This is a genomic window from Gemmobacter sp. (assembly GCF_016792925.1).
Lineage (GTDB): Bacteria > Pseudomonadota > Alphaproteobacteria > Rhodobacterales > Rhodobacteraceae > Gemmobacter.
This window is the reverse complement of the sequence record NZ_JAEULU010000095.1, coordinates 1-16,718: the sequence shown is the minus strand read 5'-3', so window position 1 is coordinate 16,718 and position 16,718 is coordinate 1. Positions and strand designations below refer to the sequence as shown.

Here is a 16,718-nt window from a genome sequence, read left to right as displayed (position 1 = left end):
GCTCGCGCCCCCCACGGCCTTCGGCCTCCCCCCTGAGGATATTTTTGAACAGAAAATGGGGGCGGTTAACCGCGCGTTTACCTTTGGGTCGCAGGCTGGCGGGATGAAGCATCGCAGCCCCGCCTTTGCCGAAGCGCCCCTGCCCCTGTTCGCCCCCGAAGGCGCGGAGGATGAAGCGTTTGGTGACGTGCTGCCGGGGCGGTTGCCCTCTTATATCAGCGATCACCGCAAAAGGCTGCGCAGCCGGTTCATGGAGGGCGGCGCGGCGGCGATGCCGGATTATGAATTGCTGGAGCTGCTGCTGTTCCGCGCCATCCCCCGGCAGGATGTGAAGCCGCTGGCGCGGCTGTTGCTGGATACATTCGGCGATTTCAACCGCGTGGTGACGGCGCCGGTGGCGCGTCTGGTCGCCGTGAAGGGCGTGGGCGATTCGGTGGTGCAAGAGTTGAAGATCGTCGAGGCCGCCGCGCAGCGCATGGCACGGGCGCGGGTGATGCAGCGCCCCATCCTGTCAAGCTGGGATGCGCTGCTGGATTACTGCCACACCGCCATGGCACATCGCGAGACCGAGCAGTTCCGCATCCTGTTTCTGGATCGCAAGAATGTGCTGATCGCCGATGAGGAACAGGCACGCGGCACGGTGGATCACGTGCCGGTCTACCCGCGTGAAGTGGTGAAACGGGCGCTGGAACTGAACGCCAGCGCCTTGATCTTGGTGCATAATCATCCCTCGGGCGACCCGACCCCTTCGGATGCCGATATCAGCATGACCATGCAAATCCGCGACGCCGCCGAGGTGTTGGGGATCGTGCTGCACGACCACCTCATCATCGGAAAGGAGCGTGAACTGAGCTTCAGGGCGCATCACTATCTGTAGCGGCCAGCGGGCGCAGCCAGACCTCGACCCGGCGATTGGCCCGGCGGCCCGCCGCTGTGGTGTCGCAGGCCATGGGCAGCGCCTCGCCAAAGGGCATCACGCGCGGCATCCGCGTGCCGTCCGGCAGGTCCGCCACCTGATCGGACAGAGCGGTGGCGACACCGATGGCCCGGCTTTCGGACAGATCGAGATTGGCGCTTGCACTGCCTGACCCATCGGAAAACCCAGCGAGGATCACCTCTTGCCCCCGGAACGCATCCACAGCCAGCATCTGCGCCAAAAGCTCCAGATTCTCGCGCGAGCGGGAATCAAGCTGTGTCGTGCCATCCTCAAACCGGAAAGTCAGCGACGAGCGGCTCGAATCGCGCATGACATCGGCCAGATCTTGCAGCTCCTTCAGCGGCACATCCGGCCCCGCCCCCTTGATTGCGTTCAGCAGGCGCAGACCATCGGCCGTCATGGGGGTGGTTTCCGGCGCGCGGTCGATATAGCCGGCCGCCGCGATGGGCGCTTGCGCGGCGGGGTGATCGAGAAAGTCGAGAAACTCGCGCGCGAACAAGGGCAGGCGGCGGCGCGGGGTCAAAAGCTGCACCGGCAGGGTCAGCGGATAATCCTCGGCCTTGACCGAGGCGCGACCGGGCAGCAGCGGGAAGCCGCAGCTATCGGTCAGCGGCAAGACCCGCGCTGTGCCCTTGGCCGCCTGCCCGGTGATGGCCAGCGCCCAAGGATCGCGGGCCACGGCCTCGGCCAGTTCCTCCGCCGTGGCATGTTCGGCCACCGCAGCCACGCGCCGCCCGAGCCGGGCTGTCAGGGCCTCTTGCAGCGAGGTGTCGCCCGCCAAGGCATGAAGCGCAATCGGCATGTCCGGCCCGCCCAGCTCTTTCCAGTTTTTCACCTTGCCCGACAGGGCCGCTGCCAGCTCGGGGGTGGAAATGCGCGGGTGGGTGTTGTCTTTCGCCACGATCGGGATCAGCGCGTCCAGGGCCATGGACCGCGCGCCAAAGCCCTTGTCGGCAGTCAGGGCCACGGCCAGATCGGCCTCGCCGCGCATCAGCGCATTGCGGGCAGCCTCGGGCGCGGCGGGGGCAAAACTGATCTGGGCCAGCGCCTGCCCGGTGCCGGGATCGGTGATTTCGCTGCGAAAGCCCCTGCCCTCCGCCGCGGTGACGATCTGCAAGCCGCGCGTGCGGGCATAGGCCTCGAACAATCCGGGCAGCAGGCGATTCCCCGGCTCTGCCGCGCCGGTGATGCGCAGCACCGCCAGCGTGGCGGTCAGGTCCGGGCAGCCGGGGCCATCACAAATTACGCCTTCACCATCCAGCGTCAGCGGGCCATAGCGGCTGTCGACCCGATAAAATTCGCCGTCAAAGGAAATCAGCTGCCCGTCGATGGACAGCGAGCCGTCGCGGGCCGTCAAGGTCACATCCTGCGCCTCGGCGCTGACCGCAAAAAGCGACAGCGCGGCGAAAACCGCCGCGCCCCAAAATTTCAAACGCATGCCTGGCCTGCAAGTTACCTGGCGGCGAGTTTCATCTCCGGCACGAGGTTTTTCAAGACCAGAATGTCACCCGCAGCCTCACATTCGGGCATGGCCAGCGTCAGCTCTGACACGGAGATCTTGCCACCGACGGCGCTGACCGTTTCCCCCAGCAATTCGCGCCCGCAGGTTTCGGGGGTCACCGCCGCCTCGACCAGCACCTCAGCCTCACCCTTGGCCGGGAAAGTGTATACTTCTGCCAACATCGGCAGATCGACCGTTTCATCGCCCAGAAGCGTGACGAAACCACCCTGAGCGGCCAGACCGGGGGCGGGCGTCTGCGGCTTGACAGCCGACACATGGCCTGGCTGGCCATAATCTGCACCGTTTTCAAAGGCTTGCAGCTGGAATGCGTCCCGCTCCAGCCATTGCACGGCAAAGCGTTGCATGGCGGCCACTTCCGGCATCTCGACTGTGGAGCCGAGCTTTTCACCATCGGGGAAGCTCAGTTCGATCCTGGCCTGAACCTCCATCGCGGGCAGGTTCATGAACATGGTGCCACTGGCCGAAGTCTTACCGGTGACAGCCAGCCCGCCATGCTTGACCATGACGCGCTGATTGGGACGGCAAGGCGCAATCACGGTGATGCCGATCATGGCATTGCTGTCGGCCAGCAGATCCAGCGACATGTCGCAATCTGCCGCGGCAAGCGCCGCCGGCTTGGGTGCGGTGACAACCTTTGGCTCTGCCGGTTTCAGCGCGGGCGCGGCGGGCAACGGGTCAAGCCCGTCCACCGGCGGCAGAACCGACAGCGGCGAGGCCAGATCATCGCTGCCCGCAGCCAGTTGCTGCACATTTTTCGGCTTCAGATCGGCCTCGGCCACGGGCTCAACCGCAGGCGGGGCGGCCGGTTTGGCGGCACGACTTTGCACCAGATGCCCGGCGCCAAGGCCAACAGCCAGTAGCGAAACGGCAAGAGCAAGACGGCGTTGCGTGTTCATCGGAGGACTCCACGGGTCACTTGCCCAAGGGATAGCCGCCGATTGGGGCCAATGCGTGGCAAAAGCGGGGAATGTTTCCAGCAAGCACCAAGGGAGACCTAAGGAAAACGGGGGCCGAAGCCCCCGCCATCACACCAGCCTGCCGTGGCAATGCTTGAACTTTTCGCCCGACCCGCAGGGGCAGGGGTCATTGCGCGAGGGGTTGCCCCAGGTCGTGGGGTCGGCCTCGACAAAGCCGGGCGCCGCGACATGCTCCACCGCCTCATGCGACCCGCTGGCCGCCGCCGCATCCACGGCAGCCTGCGCCGCCTGTTGCTGCGCCAGATAGCGCGCCATCGCCTCTTGCTGTTCCTCGGGCGAGACCGGGCGGATCAACGCCAGTTTCTCGGTCACATCCAGCCGCAGCCCGTTCAGCATGGTTTCAAACAGCGCGAAGGCCTCGGTCTTGTATTCCGACAGCGGATCGCGCTGCGCATAGCCACGGAAGCCCACGACCGAGCGCAGATGTTCAAGCCGCAGCAGGTGTTCGCGCCATTTGCCATCAATGCTTTGCAGCAAAAGCTGCTTCTCGATGGAGCGCATGGTCTCGGGGCCAAAGGCCTCCAGCTTGGCGGCCATGCGCTCGTCGCTGGCTTTTTCCAGACGCTCGCGGATCACATCCTGATCGACGCCCTCTTCCTTGGCCCAGTCGATCACCGGCACATCCAGCGCCAGCTTTTCGATGACCGCCGCATAAAGCCCGGCGGCGTTCCAGGTGTCGGGATAGCTGCGGGCGGGCATGAATTCTTCGACCAGATCGTCGATGACCTGATAGCGCATGTCCTGCGCGATTTCCGAAAGATCCTCGGCCTGCATGATCTCGAGGCGCTGGCTGAAGATCGCCTTGCGCTGGTCGTTCATCACGTCGTCATATTTCAGCAATTGCTTGCGGATGTCGAAGTTGCGTCCCTCGACCTTGGCCTGCGCGCGTTCCAGCGATTTGTTGACCCAGGGGTGAACGATGGCCTCGCCTTCCTTCATCCCCAGCTTCGACAGCACGGAATCCAGCCGCTCGCTGCCAAAAATACGCATCAGGTCGTCTTCCAGCGACAGGAAGAAGGACGAGCGGCCCGGGTCACCCTGACGGCCCGAACGGCCGCGCAGCTGGTTGTCGATGCGGCGGCTTTCGTGGCGTTCGGTGCCCAGCACATAAAGGCCACCGGCAGCCTTCACGGCCTCCTCCTCGCCCTTGTGTTCGGCCTCGATCCGGGCGCGGATTTCATCGGGGTGAGCGTCGGGGGTGGCGGCCAGCGCCTCCATCACCTTGAATTCGACATTGCCGCCCAGTTTGATGTCGGTGCCGCGACCGGCCATGTTGGTGGCGATGGTCACCGCGCCAAGCCGCCCGGCATCGGCGACGATCTGCGCCTCCTGCTCGTGCTGGCGGGCGTTCAGCACGTTATGGGCGATGCCCTCGGCCTTCAGCAGCTCCGACAGCATCTCGGATTTCTCGATGGAGGTGGTGCCGACAAGGATCGGCTGGCCCTTCACATTGGCCTCTTTGATCGCCTTGACGATGCCTGCATATTTCTCGCGGGCCGAACGGTAAACCTGATCGTGGTCATCCTGCCGCTGGACCGGGCGGTTGGTCGGAACCTCCACCACGCCCAGCTTGTAGATTTCCATGAATTCATCAGCCTCGGTCAGCGCCGTGCCGGTCATGCCCGCCAGGGTATTGTAAAGGCGGAAATAGTTCTGGAAGGTGACAGAGGCCAGCGTCACGTTCTCGGGCTGGATCTGCACGCCTTCTTTGGCCTCGATGGCCTGATGCAAGCCATCGGACAGGCGGCGCCCGCGCATCATGCGGCCGGTGAATTCGTCGATCAGCATCACCTCGCCGTCGCGCACGATGTAATTCTGATCCTTGTGGAACAGTTTATGCGCGCGCAGGGCCTGATTGAGGTGATGCACCAGCGTGGTGCTTTCGGGGTCATAGAGCGTCTGGTCATCGGGCAAGAGGCCCAGCTGGCGCAGCCGCACCTCGGCAAATTCATTGCCTTCCTCGGTGAAGGTGGCGCTGCGGGCCTTCTCATCCAGCTTGAAATGCTCGGGCAGGATTTCCGGCATCATCGCATCCACCTGCATATACAGGTCGCTGCGGTCCTGGCTGGGGCCAGAGATGATCAACGGCGTGCGCGCCTCGTCGATCAGGATGCTGTCCACCTCGTCGACGATGGCGAAGAAATGGCCGCGCTGGTTCATCTCCTCGACGCTGCTTTTCATATTGTCGCGCAGATAGTCGAAACCCAGCTCGTTATTCGTGGCATAGGTGATGTCGCAGCGATAGGCGGCGTGTTTCTCGCCCTCGGGCTGATAGGGGTAAACCACCCCGCAGGTCAGGCCCAGTTGCGCATAAACCTTGCCCATCCATTCGGCATCACGCTTGGCGAGGTAATCATTCACCGTGACGACATGCACGCCCTTGCCCGCCAAGGCATTGAGATAGGCGGGGAAAGTGGCCATCAGGGTCTTGCCCTCGCCGGTCTTCATCTCGGCGATATTGCCCTGATGCAGGAAGATGCCCGCCTTCAGCTGCACATCAAAGGCGCGCAGGCCAAGCGCCCGGCGTGCGCCTTCACGGCAATTGGCAAAGGCCTCTGGCAGGATGCTGTCAAGGCTTTCGCCCTTGACCTGCACGCGCTCTTGCAGGGCGCGGGTGCGGGCGATCAGCCCCTCATCCGACAGCGCCTGAAACTCCGGCTCCAGCGCGTTGATCTTCGCCACCAGCGGGCGCACCGATTTCACCTTGCGGTCGTTCGGCGTTCCAAACACCTTCCGCGCGAGCGTTCCGAGACCAAGCATGTTTTCTCCGCAGGTCTTTATGACAGGATCGTGCGAGGCTTCAGGCGTCTGGCCCTTGCCCGCCTCACCCAGCTTTCATAGAAGAACCCGGAAAGGCGCGGAAAGGTGCCCCGTCTCGCGCGACCTTCGCGATGTAAGGGGGCCTGACGCCCAAGTCAACGCGGCGCAGTATGGCGCCCGATCAGGAGACGGTGATCATGGCGAAAATGACGACATTCCTGGGCGCCGTGGCGCTCTCGGCGCTGATGGCCGCGCCGCTGCGGGCCGAAACCACCGCCGAAACCGTGGTGGCAACGGTGAATGGCACCGAGATCACGCTGGGCCAGATGATCGCCACCCGCGCCAGCCTGCCGCCGCAATATCAGCAGCTGCCCGATGATGTGCTGTTCAACGGCATCCTGGATCAGCTGGTGCAGCAGACCGCGCTGGCGCAGGATACCGAAGGCAAGCTGACCAAGCGCCAGGAGATCCAGCTGGCCAATGACCAACGCTCGGCGATCTCGGCCTTCGCGCTGGAGGCGATCGTGAAAACCGCCGTCACCGATGCGGCGCTGCAAGCGGCCTATGACGAGAAGTTCAAGGATTTCAAACCCGGCACCGAATATCACGCCGCCCATATCCTCGTGGATAGCGAGGAAAAGGCCAATGAGATCAAGAAACAGATCGAGGGCGGCGTGCTGTTTGCCGATGCGGCCAAGACCCATGGCACCGATGGCACCGCGGCCTCTGGCGGCGATCTGGGCTGGTTTGGCCCCGGCATGATGGTGAAGCCCTTCGAGGATGCCGTGACTGCGATGAAGGCGGGCGAGATGAAAGGCCCGGTGAAAACCGATTTCGGCTTTCACCTGATCCAGCTCATCGAAACCCGCGAGGCCGGCAAGCCCGCGCTGGATGACGTGCGCGACGAACTGGCCGCCGAGCTGGAGCAAAAGGCCGTCGCCGCCCAGGTCGAGGCGCTGACCAAGGCCGCCAAGGTTGAAAAGCCCGGCGCGGCCCTTGACCCGGCGCTGTTGAAGGATGAAACCCTTCTGGACAAGTAATCTCTCGGAGGAGGGCGGCCCATGGCCAAGACCGACTGGAAAGCCGAAGCCAAGGCGCTGAAGAAAAAGCTGAAGAAAAAGGTCGAGGCGCTGACCTCGGAACTCGATCAGCTGCGCGATGGCGTGGTCGAGACGGTCGCGGCGGCGGTGAAGCCCGCCAAGCCCGTCTCGCCGCTGGCCCCGGCCGCCTTCCCCACCCTGCCCATCATCAAGGGCGCCGCCTTCGCCGCCATCGGCGCGGGCATCAAGTATCAGAACCGCCGCGATGTGATGCTGGTGCATCTGGCCCCCGGCACCGCCATGGCCGGGGTCTTCACCCGCTCCTCGACCCGCTCGGGTTGCGTGCGCGATTGCCAGAGCAAACTGGCCCTGAAAGCCCCCGCCGATGCCGGCGCCGCGATTGTGGTGAATTCGGGCAATTCCAACGCCTTCACCGGCGCCGTGGGGGACAAGGCCGTGGCCGAGGTGACCGGCGCCGCCGCCCTTGCCACCGGCGTGCCTGCAAGCCGCGTCTTCTCCTCCTCCACCGGCGTGATCGGCGAGCCACTGCCCTTCGAGAAGATCACCGCCGTGCTGCCCGCCCTCGCCGCCGACCTGCGCGAGGATGGCATCCAGATGGCCGCCGAGGCCATCATGACCACCGACACCTTCCCCAAAGGCGCCAGCGCGGTGATCGAGGGCGAAGGCGGCCTGATCCATATCTCGGGCATTGCCAAAGGCTCGGGCATGATCGCGCCGGATATGGCGACGATGCTGGTCTATATCTTCACCGACGCGAAAATCGCCCCGGCCAAATTGCAAAGCCTGCTGGCGCGCAATACCGATGAGACCTTCAACTCCATCACCGTCGACAGCGACACCTCGACCTCCGACACGCTGCTGATCGCCGCCACCGGCCAAAGCCCGGCAGCAGAGGTGAAAACCGGCCCGGTGCTGAAGGCGTTTGAAGCCGCGCTGCGGGGCGTCATGCTGGATCTGGCGCAACAGGTCGTGCGCGATGGCGAAGGCGCCACCAAATTCGTGGAAATCCGCGTCACCGGCGCCGCCAGCCCCGAAGATGCGCTGCGCGTTGGCAAGGCCATCGCCGACAGCCCGCTGGTGAAAACTGCCGTCGCGGGCGAGGACCCGAACTGGGGCCGCATCGTTGCCGCCATCGGCAAATCCGGCGCCGAAGCCGAACGCGACAAGCTGCGCATCAGCTTTGGTGACATCCTTGTGGCCGAAAACGGCTGGCGCGCGCCCAGCTACAGCGAAGAGGCGGGCGCCGCCTATATGAAACAGCAAAACCTTGTCATCAGCGTCGATCTCGGCCTTGGGCGCGGCAAACGCACGATCTGGACCTGCGACCTCACCAGCCGCTACATCGAGATCAACGCCGACTATCGCTCCTGATCGTCATTTTCTGTTCAAAAATATCCCACAGGGGGTCCGGGGGACATGAAGTCCCCCGGGGCCTGCCACCAGCGGAGCGCCTGCCATGAAACTCCTCCTCGTCGCCGCCGTGGCCCTGATCGACGCCGATGGCCGCGTGCTGCTGGCGCAGCGCCCCGAGGGCAAATCGCTGGCCGGGCTTTGGGAATTTCCGGGCGGCAAGGTGGAGCCCGGCGAATCGCCCGAGGCTTGCCTGATCCGCGAACTGAAAGAGGAACTGGGCATCGACACCTGGAAATCCTGCCTCGCACCGCTGACCTTCGCCAGCCATGCCTATGAGGATTTCCACCTGCTCATGCCGCTTTACGCCTGCCGCCGCTGGGAGGGCGTGCCGATGGGTGTCGAAGGGCAGCGAATCGCCTGGGTCCGCGCCAACAAACTGGCCGATTATCCGATGCCCCCCGCCGATCTGCCGCTGTTGCCGATCCTGCGGGACTGGCTCTGACAGCCCGGATTTTTTGGTTCCCTGCCACTGCGGATCGCGTTTTTGTTGTTCCTTTTTTAACCGATCGTGGGCATCCTGAGGTTGCAAACAGCAATGAGGGGGGAACACATGCTGCGCACGATTTCTCTGGGGTCTTGCATCTCGGTGCAGGGGATCCTTGTGGGCACCACCAGCGACGGCAAGATGACCGTCCGCGTGGATGACAAGACCTTCACCGGCTATCCGATTTCTGCGGCCCGCCCGCACTGAGCCGCCGCATCGCGCAACGACAAGGCCGGGCCCAATGCCCGGCCTTTGTCTTTACCATTGCCATTGCCGCACCCGGCCGCGCTTCGCCAAAGCAAAAGGCCGGGCAAAAGCCCGGCCTTTTCCAAATTCCGACACCGATCAGGCGAGGGTGCGCTGCACTTCCTCGCGCTCGAAGATCTCGATCACATCGCCCTGGCGAATGTCTTCGTAGCGCTCGAAGGCCATCCCGCATTCCTGACCCGAGATGACTTCCTTCACCTCGTCCTTGAAGCGTTTCAGCGTCTTCAGCGTGCCCTCGTGGATCACCACATTCTCGCGCAGCAGACGCACGCCCGCCGAGCGGCGCGCCACGCCTTCGGTGACGATACAGCCCGCCACCATGCCGACGCCGGTGACCTTGAAGACCTCTTTGATCTGCGCATAACCGATGAAGGTTTCGCGCACTTCGGCCTTCAACAGGCCCGAGGCCGCCGCCTTGATGTCGTCGATCAGGTCATAGATGATCGAGTAATAGCGGATGTCGACGCCCTTCTGCTGGGCAGAGCTGCGCGCCGTGGCATTGGCCCGGACGTTGAAGGCGATGATCGGGGCCTTGCTGGCCTCGGCGAGGTTCACATCCGAATCGGTGATCGCGCCCACGCCGTAATGCAGCACCCGCACGCGGACCTCGGCATTGCCGATCTTCTCCAGCGCCTGCACGATGGCCTCGGCAGAGCCCTGCACATCGGCCTTCACCAGCACCGGCAGCTCGGCCACGCTCAGGTCGGCCTTGGCTTTCGCCATCAGCTGTTCCAGCGTGGTGGCGGCCCCGGCGGCGGCGCGCTTGTCCTTGGCGGCTTTCTCGCGGTAATCCGCGATTTCGCGCGCCTGCGCCTCGGTTTCGACCACGTTCAGCACGTCACCCGCTTGCGGCGCGCCGTTCAGACCCAGAACCTCGACCGGAACCGAGGGGCCTGCCTCGTCGACGCGCTCGCCCTTGTCGTTGATCAGGGCGCGCACCTTGCCCCACTGTTCGCCCACGACAAAGATGTCGCCGCGCTTCAGCGTGCCGTTCTGCACCAGAACCGTCGCCACCGGGCCACGGCCCACATCCAGCTTGGCCTCGATCACCGCCCCGGCCGCCGCGCGGTTCGGGTTGGCTTTCAGCTCCAGGATCTCGGCTTGCAGCGCGATGGCTTCCAGCAGGTTGTCCAGGCCCATGCCGGTCTTGGCCGAAACCTCGACATCCTGCACGTCACCCGACATCGCCTCGACGACGACCTCATGTTGCAGCAGGTCGGTGCGCACCTTTTGCGGGTTCGCGCCGGGCTTGTCGCATTTGTTGATCGCGATGATCATCGGCACCTTGGCGGCCTTGGCGTGGTTGATCGCCTCGACCGTCTGCGGCATCACGGCGTCATCCGCCGCCACCACCAGCACCACGATATCCGTCACCTGGGCGCCACGGGCGCGCATGCTGGTGAAGGCTGCGTGGCCGGGCGTGTCGAGGAAGGACACCACGGCGCCATTCGGGGTTTTCACCTGATAGGCGCCGATATGCTGCGTGATGCCACCGGCTTCGCCGGTGACCACATTGGTCTTGCGGATCGCGTCCAAGAGCGAGGTCTTGCCATGGTCGACATGGCCCATGATCGTAACGATCGGCGGGCGCGATTGCAGGTCGTCGGCCTTGTCCTCAACGGTGTCGATCACCTGCTCCACGTCCGCATCCGAGACGCGGACGGCACGGTGGCCGAATTCTTCGATGATGATCTCGGCGGTGTCGGCGTCGATGGCCTGGTTCATATTGACCAGCATGCCCATCTTCATCAGCGCCTTGACCACATCGGCGGCCCGTTCGGCCATCCGGTTGGCCAGTTCGGAGACCACGATGGTTTCCGGCAGCTGCACGTCGCGCGCCTGCTTCTCGGCCTTCTGGCCGAAGCCAAGTGCCTTGTTGCGGGCCTTTTCCTGCTTACGCTTCATCGAGGCCAGCGAGCGGGTGCGCCCGCCTTCGCCATCCAGCGCGGCGGTCAGCGTCAGCTTGCCCGAGCGGCGGCCGTCGTCGCCCTTGTTCGCCTTGGCGCTGCGCTCACGCTCTTCGCGCTCGCGGTCGGTCTTGCGCGACATGACCGAAGCGGGATTGGCGGCGCCGGTCTTGGCGCTGCGATCTTCGCCGGGCTGGGCCGGAGCCGCAGCGGCGGCTTCCTTGCCGGCACGCGCCGGGGCAGCCGCAGGCTTTGCCGCCTCGGCAGCGGCGCGGGCCTCTTCCTGCTCGCGCTGGATCTGGGCGCGCGATTTGGTGCCCAGAATATCGGCCTTGCGCTGCGCGGCGGCGGCCACCTTGGCCTCGGCCTCGGCGCGGGCGGCACGCTCTTCCTCTTCGGCCTTGGCCTTCAGAGCGGCCAGACGGGCGCGCTCCTCGGCTTCCTTGGCCTCGATTTCCTCGCGGCGGCGCTGGCGATCTTCCTCGCGCTGGCGCTCCTCTTCGGCGCGGCGCGCGTTATCCTCGGCCTCGCGGGCCTTGGCCGCCTTCAGGGCCGCCAGACGGCGCTCCATCTCGGCATCGGAAATGCCCGCCGGGCGTTTCGACGGGTCGCCCAGATGCGAAGCCGTGCCCGTGCCTGCCGTGCCCGAGGCACCCGGCTTCGGCACCACAACGCGCTTGCGCTTGGTTTCGACCACCACCGTATTGGTGCGGCCATGGCTGAAGCTTTGCTTCACCTGCCCGGGGCGTTTGCCCGCGCCGCCACCAAGACCGAGGGGTTTTTTACCGTCCGTATCGCTCATACCGTCTTCGTATCCTCTCCGGCGGTCTCGCCGCCGTCATGCTGGCCTGCAACTCCACCCCGGAGCCCTGCCAGCCTTGCCGCTTCCTCTACAACACGGTCGCTGAGTCCACCAGCCGCAAGCGCGCCGTGTATGGCACTTTCGCGGCCAAATGCCAAACCGATTTCCTGCCCGGTCAGGCACCCGATAAACAGCCCCGTTTTCGCGGGCGGGCGAAGCTTCGCCTTGCCGCGATCAGACCCGTCGCTGGCCTGGATCAGCACCTTTGCCGAGCCATCCACCAGCCACCCCTTCACCTTCTCATATCCCGTCACCGCCAGCCCCGCCTTGCGGGCGAGGCTCAGCAGTTCGACCACCCGTTTCGCCAGCATCGCCTCGATGAGGTCAGCCAGTTCGGCGGGCGGCGTCACCCTGGCGCGGGCCGCGCGGGAGAAAAGCCCCTTCGCCGCCGCACGATCCAGGGCCTCGCGGCTGCTGGTCACCCAGAAGCCCCGGCCCGGCAATTTGCCCAGAAGATCGGGCAACACGGTGCCATCGGGGGCCGCGACAAAGCGGATCAGGCCCGATTTCGGCCCAACCTCGCCCGAAACGATACATCTCCGTTCCGGGCCTTCGCTGTCGTCCTTGCGGCCACCGCGTGTCATGTTCAGGCCTCGGCCTCCTCGTCGCCCTCGGCCTCGTCTTCGGCCACATCAGCCTCCAGCTCGGTCGGGTCGACCCAGCCCAGCATGACGCGGGCGGTCATGATCAGGGTCTGCGCCTCGTCCAGCGTCATCTCGAATTTCTCCAGCACGCCGTCGTCTTTCTTGCGCTGGCCATTTTCGGTGGTCCAGCCGCCTGCCAGTTCCCAATCGGCGCAGGTGGCGAAATCTTCCAGCGTCTTGATGCCGTCCTTGGCCAGCGCCTCGATCATCTGGGGCGTCAGACCTTCAAAGTTGAACAGGCTGTCCTCAACCCCCAGCTCGCGCGCGGTCTCGATGGCCTTGCGGTTCTGTTCCTCGATCACATCGCGGGCGCGGGCCTGAAGCTCTGCCGCCGTGCCTTCATCGAATCCGTCGATGGACAGCAATTCGTCCTGATCGACATAGGCGACTTCTTCCAGATTGGTAAAGCCTTCGGCCACCAGAAGTTGGGCCATCATCTCGTCGATATCAAGGGCATCCATGAAGAGTTTGGTGCGCTCGGCGAATTCGGCCTGACGGCGGGCCGATTCCTCGGCCTCGGTCATGATGTCGATGTCCAGCGCGGTCAGCTGCGAGGCCAGACGCACGTTCTGGCCACGACGGCCGATGGCGAGCGAGAGCTGCTCATCGGGCACCACCACCTCGATCTTGCCGGCCTCCTCATCGAACACCACTTTCGACACTTCGGCCGGTTGCAGCGCGTTCACCAGGAAGGTGGCGGTATCGGCATTCCACGGGATGATGTCGATCTTTTCGCCTTGCAGCTCGTTCACCACGGCCTGCACGCGGCTGCCGCGCATACCGACGCAGGCGCCGACCGGGTCGATGGAGTTGTCAAAGCTGATGACGGCGATTTTCGCGCGCGAGCCGGGGTCACGGGCCACGGCCTTGATCTCGATGATGCCGTCATAGATTTCCGGCACTTCCATCTTGAACAGCTCGGCCATGAACTGCGGATCGGTGCGCGACAGGAAGACCTGCGGGCCACGGGTCTCGCGGCGCACGTCTTTCACATAGCAGCGGATGCGGTCATTCGGGCGATAGGATTCGCGGCCGATCTTTTCGTTGCGGCGCAGGATGCCTTCGCCCCGGCCGATGTCGACGATCAGGTTGCCATATTCCTCGCGCTTCACCACGCCATTGATGATGGTGCCCTTGCGATCCTTGAATTCGTCGAACTGACGATCCCGCTCGGCCTCGCGCACCTTTTGCAGGATCACCTGCTTGGCGCTTTGCGCGGCGATGCGGCCCAGATCGACCGGCGGAACCTCGTCGATCACCTCGTCGCCCAGTTGCGGGTTGGCGAGGTAGGATTTCGCCTGTTTCACCGTCAGCTGGGCGTGGTGGTTCTCGAATTCCTCATCGGCCACCACGGTGCGGATACGGGCAAAGGTGGCGCGGCCGGTCTTGCGGTCGATCTTCACACGGATGTCGAGTTCCGAGCCGTAGCGCGACTTCGCGGCGCGCGCGAGGCTTTCCTCCATGGCCTGAATCACCAGATCCGGGTCGATCATCTTTTCCCGCGCCACCGCCTCGGCGGTTTGCAGCAGTTCCAGCTGGTTCGCAGACGTAATCGCCATGATTGTCCTCTTGGCCTTTGTGTCGGTCAGTGTTTGGTCGCGGGAGCTTCGAGGTCTTCATCCTCGTCGCCTTCGGTTTCTTCGATCTCGTCGAACTTCGATTCGTCGATCACGCCGGATTCCTTGCGCTGGCGCAGAACCTCGGCGATCAGCTCGTCGGTCAGCAGCAGCTTGGCATCCGACAGCCAGTCGAATTGCAGACCGATGGTCAGCGTCTCGCCGCCTTCCTCGATCTCGATCAGCACCTCGTCGCCTTCGGTGCCTTGCAGCACGCCCTTGAACCGGCGGCGGCCGTCGATCAGCTCGGTGGTTTCCAGCCGGGCCTCGTAATCGACCCACATGTCGAAATCCTTCAACCGGGTCAGCGGCCGGTCGATGCCGGGCGAGGACACTTCAAGGATATAATTGTCCTCGATGGGGTCTTCCACGTCCATCACGGCAGAGATCGCGGTGGAGCAGGCGGCGCATTCGTCCACCTCGATGCCGCCATCGGGGCGATCCACCATGATTTGCAGCGTGCGCGTCTTGCCGCCCATCAGGCGGATGCGCACCAGTTCAAACCCCAGCCCCTCGATGACGGGGGCGATGATATCGGCGAGTCGCCGGTCGATGGCGGTCTTGGCGATGAGATCGGTCATGCCTTGGTTCCAAAAACAAAAAACGGGCTCACAGGGCCCGTTTGCATCATTCGGTGGGCTTCCGGTTTGGACCCGCAAGCGCCTCTGTTGAAGGGGATATAGCGAAGATGCCCCAGGATTGCAAGGCTTCTGGCGCAAAGGCGCATGGCCGGGGCCATGCGCCTTGCTTCGGGTCAGGCCCTTGGGTCAGGCCTCGGCGGGTTTGTCCTTGGTCTTCCACAGTGAAACCAGCACGCCCGCACCCAGAAGGGCAAAGGTGATGCCCAGCGACCAGGCCGGCGGGAATTTCTCCCAGCCCATCAGATCGGCGATGAAGATCTTGGAGCCGATGAACACCAGCAGGATCGACAGCGCATATTTCAGATAGGCAAAGCGGTGCAAAATCGCAGCCAGCGCGAAATACAGCGCTCGCAGGCCCAGAATGGCGAAGATGTTCGAGGTATAGACGATGAACGGGTCGGTGGTGATGGTGAAGACGGCAGGCACCGAATCCACCGCAAAGATCAGGTCGGCAAATTCGATCATCACCAGCGCCAGAAACAGCGGCGTGGCATAACGCACCAGCTTGCCGGTTTCAGGATGCGGTTTCTTCACGAAAAAGTCGTGGCCATGCAGGTCATCCGTGACATGAAACCGATTTTTCAGAAACCGCAGCAACGGGTTGGCGTGCAGGTCCGGCTCTTTTTCGGAGGAAAAGAGCATCTTGATCCCGGTCAGGATCAGGAAGACGGCAAAGATATACAGCACCCAGTGATATTGCGCGACGATGGTGGCACCCAGCCCGATCATGATGCCGCGCAGCACGATCACGCCCAGGATACCCCAGAACAGCACCCGGTGCTGATACTGGCGCGGCACCGCGAAAAAGCCGAAGATCAGCGCAATGACAAAGATATTGTCCAGCGCCAGCGTCTTTTCCACCACGAAGGCCGTCAGGTATTGCGCCGTTTCGGTGGGGCCGATCTGCCACCACACAAAGCCCGAAAAGCCCAGCCCGAGCGCAATATAGAAGGCCGACATTTTCAGGCTCTCGGCCACGCCGATTTCGTGGTCTTCCTTGTGGAAGACGCCAAGGTCCAGCACCAGCAATGTCAGGACGATGGAAATGAAGACAAGCCACATCCAGACGGGCTTGCCCAACCATAGCAATTCGAGGAATTCCATTATGACCTCTCAAGTTCCCCAACGAGGTCAGCCGTCATCACGTCCGGGCTGACATCGAGTTTTGTTCTCGATGCGGTCCGACATCACGATATGACAATATCGCCAGAGGGGCCCGGTCCGCCCCTCACAGATATGACGCGAATGTGATCTTTCAAGCCCCCGGCGCGCGGAAAGCGGCGCCGGGATTGTCGCGCCAGACCCGCCAGTTCAGCGGCGCCGCCAGCGAAAGCCAGGCGGCATAGGGCAGGATCAGCAGGAAGGCCCAGCCATCCAGCCCCCAGAACGTCCACAGCATCCCCAGCACGGCGAAACACAGCGCGCCCATCACCACCACCGAAAACCCCATCCGCCGGGCGCCAAAAAAGGTCGGGGTCCACAGCGTGTTCAGCGCAATCTGCAAGGCCCAGAATCCCATGGCAAAGCCATTGCCCGGCAGCGCCGCGATCCGCGTGGCGGCGAGGCTCGACAGCAGGTAGATCGTGGTCCAGGCGGCCGGGAACATCCAGTTCTTCGGGCGCCAGTC

At 64.0% G+C, this 16,718-nt stretch carries 14 protein-coding genes; 5 read left to right on the top strand and 9 right to left on the bottom strand.

Going from position 1 to position 16,718, the window contains the following annotated elements; all coding sequences use genetic code 11:
• Nucleotides 1-103 precede the first annotated feature (103 nt).
• Nucleotides 104-877, top strand: a complete 774-nt coding sequence (gene radC / locus JNN06_RS04905) for a DNA repair protein RadC (RefSeq protein ID WP_291238474.1) — start codon at nt 104-106, stop codon at nt 875-877.
• On the opposite strand, the gene JNN06_RS04900 is transcribed toward radC, so the two are convergent.
• From JNN06_RS04900 to secA, 3 genes are all read right to left on the bottom strand, one after another.
• Nucleotides 855-2,375 carry a phosphate ABC transporter substrate-binding/OmpA family protein gene (locus tag JNN06_RS04900; protein ID WP_291238473.1) on the bottom strand — a complete coding sequence of 507 codons (1,521 nt, stop codon included), beginning with the start codon at nt 2,373-2,375 and terminating at the stop codon, nt 855-857. The two genes, radC and JNN06_RS04900, sit on opposite strands and share 23 nt — an antisense overlap.
• Nucleotides 2,376-2,389: 14 nt before the next feature.
• Complete coding sequence (locus JNN06_RS04895; protein WP_291238472.1) at nt 2,390-3,355, bottom strand: hypothetical protein; 966 nt, start codon at nt 3,353-3,355, stop codon at nt 2,390-2,392.
• Nucleotides 3,356-3,484: 129 nt separating this feature from the next.
• Entirely contained in the window at nt 3,485-6,196 is a 2,712-nt protein-coding gene (secA, locus tag JNN06_RS04890; RefSeq protein ID WP_291238471.1) for a preprotein translocase subunit SecA, read from the bottom strand.
• 170 nt (nt 6,197-6,366) lie between these two features.
• On the opposite strand from secA, the gene JNN06_RS04885 reads away from it, so the two are divergent.
• The 4 genes from JNN06_RS04885 to JNN06_RS04870 all read left to right on the top strand — a co-directional run bounded on the left by JNN06_RS04885 (nt 6,367) and on the right by JNN06_RS04870 (nt 9,361).
• Nucleotides 6,367-7,236, top strand: a complete 870-nt coding sequence (locus JNN06_RS04885; protein ID WP_291238470.1) for a peptidylprolyl isomerase — start codon at nt 6,367-6,369, stop codon at nt 7,234-7,236.
• A 21-nt stretch (nt 7,237-7,257) separates the two neighbouring features.
• The gene (gene argJ / locus JNN06_RS04880) at nt 7,258-8,628 is read left to right on the top strand and encodes a bifunctional glutamate N-acetyltransferase/amino-acid acetyltransferase ArgJ (RefSeq protein WP_291238469.1); all 1,371 of its coding nucleotides are present in this window, start codon (nt 7,258-7,260) and stop codon (nt 8,626-8,628) included.
• 85 nt (nt 8,629-8,713) lie between these two features.
• Nucleotides 8,714-9,112 carry a (deoxy)nucleoside triphosphate pyrophosphohydrolase gene (locus tag JNN06_RS04875; RefSeq protein WP_291238468.1) on the top strand — a complete coding sequence of 133 codons (399 nt, stop codon included), beginning with the start codon at nt 8,714-8,716 and terminating at the stop codon, nt 9,110-9,112.
• Nucleotides 9,113-9,220: 108 nt separating this feature from the next.
• Nucleotides 9,221-9,361 carry a hypothetical protein gene (locus JNN06_RS04870; RefSeq protein ID WP_291238467.1) on the top strand — a complete coding sequence of 47 codons (141 nt, stop codon included), beginning with the start codon at nt 9,221-9,223 and terminating at the stop codon, nt 9,359-9,361.
• A gap of 138 nt (nt 9,362-9,499) precedes the next feature.
• Here JNN06_RS04870 and infB read toward each other — a convergent pair whose 3' ends face one another.
• The 6 genes from infB to JNN06_RS04840 all read right to left on the bottom strand — a co-directional run.
• Entirely contained in the window at nt 9,500-12,130 is a 2,631-nt protein-coding gene (infB, locus tag JNN06_RS04865; RefSeq protein ID WP_291238466.1) for a translation initiation factor IF-2, read from the bottom strand.
• Nucleotides 12,127-12,774, bottom strand: a complete 648-nt coding sequence (locus JNN06_RS04860; protein WP_291238465.1) for an RNA-binding protein — start codon at nt 12,772-12,774, stop codon at nt 12,127-12,129. Before JNN06_RS04860 ends, infB begins: the two co-directional genes overlap by 4 nt.
• 2 nt (nt 12,775-12,776) lie before the next feature.
• The gene (gene nusA / locus JNN06_RS04855; RefSeq protein ID WP_291238464.1) at nt 12,777-14,393 is read right to left on the bottom strand and encodes a transcription termination factor NusA; all 1,617 of its coding nucleotides are present in this window, start codon (nt 14,391-14,393) and stop codon (nt 12,777-12,779) included.
• 26 nt (nt 14,394-14,419) lie between these two features.
• Nucleotides 14,420-15,031, bottom strand: coding sequence for a ribosome maturation factor RimP (gene rimP, locus JNN06_RS04850; RefSeq protein ID WP_291238463.1), 612 nt, complete (start codon nt 15,029-15,031; stop codon nt 14,420-14,422).
• A gap of 186 nt (nt 15,032-15,217) precedes the next feature.
• Nucleotides 15,218-16,195 (bottom strand): TerC family protein, encoded by a 978-nt coding sequence (locus JNN06_RS04845; protein ID WP_291238462.1) that lies wholly within the window; start codon nt 16,193-16,195, stop codon nt 15,218-15,220.
• Between the two features lie 151 nt (nt 16,196-16,346).
• The coding region (locus tag JNN06_RS04840) for a TspO/MBR family protein (protein ID WP_291238461.1) at nt 16,347-16,718 on the bottom strand (372 nt) is incomplete at its 5' end.

Bases quoted from the DNA above. Each gene is read 5' to 3' on its own strand.
- JNN06_RS04875 (WP_291238468.1), top strand. From the start codon at position 8,714: ATGAAACTCCTCCTCGTCGCCGCCGTGGCCCTGATCGACGCCGATGGC.
- infB (WP_291238466.1), bottom strand. From the start codon at position 12,130: ATGAGCGATACGGACGGTAAAAAACCCCTCGGTCTTGGTGGCGGCGCG.
- JNN06_RS04885 (WP_291238470.1), top strand. From the start codon at position 6,367: ATGGCGCCCGATCAGGAGACGGTGATCATGGCGAAAATGACGACATTC.
- rimP (WP_291238463.1), bottom strand. From the start codon at position 15,031: ATGACCGATCTCATCGCCAAGACCGCCATCGACCGGCGACTCGCCGAT.
- JNN06_RS04845 (WP_291238462.1), bottom strand. From the start codon at position 16,195: ATGGAATTCCTCGAATTGCTATGGTTGGGCAAGCCCGTCTGGATGTGG.
- radC (WP_291238474.1), top strand. From the start codon at position 104: ATGAAGCATCGCAGCCCCGCCTTTGCCGAAGCGCCCCTGCCCCTGTTC.
- JNN06_RS04895 (WP_291238472.1), bottom strand. From the start codon at position 3,355: ATGAACACGCAACGCCGTCTTGCTCTTGCCGTTTCGCTACTGGCTGTT.
- secA (WP_291238471.1), bottom strand. From the start codon at position 6,196: ATGCTTGGTCTCGGAACGCTCGCGCGGAAGGTGTTTGGAACGCCGAAC.
- JNN06_RS04870 (WP_291238467.1), top strand. From the start codon at position 9,221: ATGCTGCGCACGATTTCTCTGGGGTCTTGCATCTCGGTGCAGGGGATC.
- nusA (WP_291238464.1), bottom strand. From the start codon at position 14,393: ATGGCGATTACGTCTGCGAACCAGCTGGAACTGCTGCAAACCGCCGAG.
- argJ (WP_291238469.1), top strand. From the start codon at position 7,258: ATGGCCAAGACCGACTGGAAAGCCGAAGCCAAGGCGCTGAAGAAAAAG.
- JNN06_RS04900 (WP_291238473.1), bottom strand. From the start codon at position 2,375: ATGCGTTTGAAATTTTGGGGCGCGGCGGTTTTCGCCGCGCTGTCGCTT.
- JNN06_RS04860 (WP_291238465.1), bottom strand. From the start codon at position 12,774: ATGACACGCGGTGGCCGCAAGGACGACAGCGAAGGCCCGGAACGGAGA.